This is a genomic window from Thalassolituus sp. UBA2590 (assembly GCF_002339775.1).
GTDB lineage: Bacteria > Pseudomonadota > Gammaproteobacteria > Pseudomonadales > Oceanobacteraceae > Thalassolituus.
In genome coordinates this window covers 21,810-26,468 of sequence record NZ_DDKU01000002.1, presented here as the reverse complement: position 1 = coordinate 26,468, position 4,659 = coordinate 21,810, and the positions used below count along the sequence as shown (strand labels likewise).

At 48.5% G+C, this 4,659-nt stretch carries 5 protein-coding genes; all 5 read right to left on the bottom strand.

Annotated features, from left to right (window positions below):
- Positions 1 to 1,368 (bottom strand): acyltransferase family protein (locus B2067_RS00125; RefSeq protein WP_301387101.1); only part of this gene is annotated, 1,368 nt, incomplete at its 3' end.
- A gap of 270 nt (positions 1,369 to 1,638) precedes the next feature.
- Positions 1,639 to 3,255 carry an acetolactate synthase large subunit gene (locus B2067_RS00120; RefSeq protein WP_301387100.1) on the bottom strand — a complete coding sequence of 539 codons (1,617 nt, stop codon included), beginning with the start codon at positions 3,253 to 3,255 and terminating at the stop codon, positions 1,639 to 1,641.
- A 109-nt stretch (positions 3,256 to 3,364) separates the two neighbouring features.
- Entirely contained in the window at positions 3,365 to 3,763 is a 399-nt protein-coding gene (locus B2067_RS00115) for a GNAT family N-acetyltransferase (protein WP_301387099.1), read from the bottom strand.
- Between the two features lie 25 nt (positions 3,764 to 3,788).
- Positions 3,789 to 4,127, bottom strand: a complete 339-nt coding sequence (locus B2067_RS00110) for a DUF2834 domain-containing protein (protein ID WP_301387098.1) — start codon at positions 4,125 to 4,127, stop codon at positions 3,789 to 3,791.
- Positions 4,128 to 4,262: 135 nt separating this feature from the next.
- Positions 4,263 to 4,659 (bottom strand): NUDIX domain-containing protein (locus B2067_RS00105; protein ID WP_301387097.1); only part of this gene is annotated, 397 nt, incomplete at its 5' end.

The window sequence follows — 4,659 nt, the reverse complement described above, 5'->3', positions numbered from 1 at the left end:
ATTTAACAACGGAGCACAGTAGCCGCCACTTACAGCAATGGCGGACACACCGGCTTCGGTCAGATAATCATCCGCGTAATCGAAAATAGCACCTGCATGAGAATCGCCAATGATGGCGTATCTGAGCTCTCCCTCACCGACAAGGCAAAATTCACCCGTCGCCATCTCTTCAACTGACCGGCGCCCTTTCTTGTGACAATAACTCTCTCGAACATTAGGAATTTCTTTCAATGCCTCAACGACGTCCAGGCCACTTCTTTCTGGAAAGCCGCGTTGATGGTCAATGGCTCCTCCCACGATCACTATGCTGATTAAACCTGTAGCAGACAAAGCAAAAATAGCTTTTCGACTGCGGCTGATTTTCAGGTTCTTCCTGAACGGTGTTTCTACGTACTTCCAGGTGAGGGTAGCGAGAGCCAGTGAAGCAACTACAAGTGCCAGCATAATTTCCTCATGCGGCTCATGTAATGACCGAATTCTTGCAAAAGCAAACAGCGGCTGGTGCCAAAGATAGAATGAATAACTAATCAAGCCTAAGAAGACGAAACCGCGAAGACTGAGCAACCGGGCGACCCAAGTACCGGAAGCGGCATATAGAATAATCAAGGCAGTGCCGACCACAGGAAGTAAGGCATACATCCCTGGGAAGGGTGTTTCTCCATCATAGATAAACACGGATACAAGGACAGCAATCAGTCCCAGGACAGAAAGCAGGTTACTTCTCTGTGCGCCATTCTGATGGATATGTAAAGCGAGCAATGAACCGGTAAAAAGCTCCCATGCGCGAGTATGAGGTAGATAGAAATTGGCTTCGGGCGCATGTATCAAGCTCCACTCACTCATCGCCAGACTCACCAGAGACGCAACCAGAATGCCCCAGAACAAACGTCGAGCGCCAAACTTCCAGAACGCAGCAAGAATCAGCGGAAACAACAGATAGTATTGTTCTTCCACCGCAAGACTCCACGTATGCAATAAAGGCATCGCCTCAGAAACAGGAGAGAAGTAATCATTCTCCTGCCAGAAAAATACGTTCGAGGAGAAAGTACCAACAGCGACTAAGCTCTTGCCAAAACCGATAAGCTCTTCAGGGACCATCCATAACAAAGCAAAGGGTATGCATGTCAAAGCGACAAAAAACAGCGCGGGAAGTATCCGTTTAGCCCGCCGCTCATAGAAATCTGCAATACTGAAACGTCCAGCTTTCAGATCTTCGATAAGAAGCGTGGTAATGAGATAACCACTGATGACAAAAAACACATCAACCCCGATGTAACCGCCCTGGAACCATTGAAAACCAGCATGAAAAAGTACGACGGGTAAGACAGCGACGGCTCTTAAGCCATCTATCTCTGGACGATATTGCAAATCTAAAACCTTATTCTTGTCTATGACGCGGGAGCGATTGTAACGCAAATGTCATACGAACACTGTAAGGGTCGAAGTGCTTGTAATGAATACCAACTCTTAGGAAACATTCAGAAAAGAAGAAGACGGCATCCTGTAGCCGCCTCTCCTGATAACACCTGATCTAACATCATAAACCAGCTGAGTATTTCATCTGGCTCGAAGAAGGCTTCCATGCTTTGAGTGAACCTGATAGAACGACAACGCCACAGGTAAAAAAGAAAAAGAAGATCAGCTTATGATCAGATCATCCGAGTTCTTGCTGTAGTCGATCGCGACATCCAGCACGTGTACACCGCCTTTCTTCAACGCCAGATCCAGGGTCTCTTTGTACTCCATCACCGTAGCTACTCGGTGACCTTTGGCTCCGTAACTTTCAGCGTACTTTATAAAATCCGGGTTATTAAATTCGAGTCCGTAATCCTGCAGCCCCTCATTACCCTGTTTCCATCGAATCATCTGCAAAGACTCGTCATTAAGAATAACGACAACCAGATCAAGGTTCATGCGTACCGCAGTCTCGAGTTCCTGCGAGTTCATCATAAAACCGCCATCGCCGACCACGGTGACGACCTGCTTATCCGGGTAAATTGTTTTTGCACCGATCGCTGATGGCAACCCCGCGCCCATCGTCGCCAGCGCGTTATCAAGCAGCAGGGTGTTTTCCATGTAGGTTTCGTAGTGACGGGCAAACCAGATTTTGTACATGCCGTTATCAAGCGTAAGGATACCGTCCTTATCGATACCCGTACGGGTCGCATTAACGAGCACCTGAGGCGTAATGGTTTCAGCGGAAGCTACACTCTGCTCGAACCAATCATCGAGTTTCTGTTTTGCTTCTTTGTGGAATTGCGTATCCCAGTGACTCAGATCTTTCGTTTTTAAAGCCTGAGTAATCTGCCAGATAGCATTAGCTATATCACCAATGACCTCACACTGGGGATAGTAGATATCGTTCACTTCCGCCGATTCGAAGTTTATGTGAACCACCGGACGCTCCCCCGTCATAATAAACGGCGGCTTCTCGACAACATCGTGGCCAATATTAATCACCAGATCGGCCTTCTCGATGGTACTGTGCACGTAATCATCGCTACTTAATGCTGCGGTGCCGGCATATTGAGGCAAGGATTCACAAATCACCCCCTTACCCATCTGCGTCGGTACGAAAGGAATATCGTACGTCTGAACCAGCTCAGTAAGTATCCGCGAAGTACGTTTTCGATTACTGCCTGCGCCGACAATCAGGATCGGTCGGGTCGCCTTTTCCAGCAAAGCCACCACATGCTCAATCGCTTTTTCTTCAGCCACTGGGCGTCGCGGCTTAGAGATAGGGATTGGACGGTATTTAATTTTCTCACTGGCAATGTCTTCTGGAACTTCCAGCATCACTGCACCAGGGCGCTCTTCCGTCGCCAGCCTCACGGCCTCTCTGACCGTTGCCGCCGCCATGGAACCTTCAACGAGCTGCTTAGAAAACTTAGTGATCGGCCCCATCAGATCAACCACGTCGATAATCTGAAAAGCGCCCTGTTTACTATGGCGGATGGGCTTCTGACCGGTAAGCAGGATAAACGGCATCGCGCCCAGCTGGGCATAGGCAACACCTGTCACGGCATTGGTTGCGCCCGGGCCAAGTGTCGTGAGGCAAACAGCAGGATTACCGGTCAGACGCCCAATGGTTGCTGCCGCAAATGCAGCCCCCTGCTCGTGCCGGGTGACGATATATTCGAGGGAAGACTCGCGGATCGCCTCAAGAACGGCCAGATTTTCCTCTCCGGGCACACCGAAAACGTACTTAACACCTTCTGCTTCAAGACTCTTGATCAACGCCTGCGCTGTATTCATCTACCCTATCTCCAATGTCACTTGTACTGGTTTTGTATAGGTTAACGAATATAGGAGAGGCTAAGAAGGAAATAGTTTCTTATAATTTAAATAGGGGCCGCTTAATACATTAAGAGTCCAACACCCAGCAACGTGGATTGCTTTTATAACCTATGTGTTCGTAGTAAGTGTTCGCTGCAGGAGCGGCAATCAATATAATCTTACAGCCAGGTTGTAACTGCTTTTTTGTCAGAGCCTGAAGCTCCTTACCTATCCCTGCCGCCTGATATTCTCTGCTCACCGCCAAGTCTGACAAATAGCAGGCATAATAAAAATCCGTCATGCTTCGGGCAATACCGACTAACTCGTCCCCAACCCACGCAGTAACCACAAGGTTGCTATTGGTAATCATGCCTTCGATGCGGGCTCTATCCTGAACAGGGCGGCGCTCTCCGAGCGTAGACGTTTCAAGTACCCTCAGGAACTGCTCTGTGGTAACGGGGGCATTGATCTTATATTCAATAGTCATATCTATGGGCTACTCTGGCTAGCATCTATTCATTTTTGATTGTTTGCTTAAGCTGTTTGCTCCGAAGCACAAGATAAAGAGCGAAACCAACCGCAACACCGGGAACAATACCAATAAGCAGGCAAATCCATCCGTGACGAATTGAATACGCCTTAGCTTCATATACAACCCAAACGGCAAGTACAAACCAGCACACGATAACATCTGTGGAGTAACCACTGGAATACGGATTCACAAAGCCCGCTGCAAATGCACCCCAAATATCCGGGTTGGCAATCAGAGGGGGAATCACGACGATAGCAAAGAATACCGAAAAGAAGACAGCAGCGGCGATCAGTAATCTTCTGAAGAGCGTTTCAGACACGATCCTTCTCCGAAACAGTAGTGCGTTAAGAACAGCAATTAAATTCCTGTTTCATACTACACGAGAAAAGTCGCAACTCTATTAAGCTTTCTATACCGTTCTGATCAGGTTAAGCATTCGCTAAAACATGCGTTTTCAGGAAAGCTCACTAAGTTTTGCTGTTACAGCATCAAGAATCGGTCCATTGGCCTCAGGAAACTGGAAATCTGCGAGCTTAGAGTAATGCACCCAGCGGACTTCCTGCCCTTCTGCGCCATGGGCAAGCAGTGCATTATTCATAGGTACGTCGACCCAGAGCACTTCAAGGAGAACAGATTTATCCGGATAGTTGAAAGGAATTTCCATCAGAGGAGACATGTGTTCTGTTGTGACGGGAAGTGCGACTTCCTCATCAAGTTCACGCACCAGAGCATCAGCGGTCGTTTCACCGGCTTCGACTTTGCCTCCGGGAAACTCCCAGAGGCCACCCTGATGTTTGTCGTCCGGGCGGCGTGCAATGAGGATGTCCTCATTGACGACCGCCACGGCAACA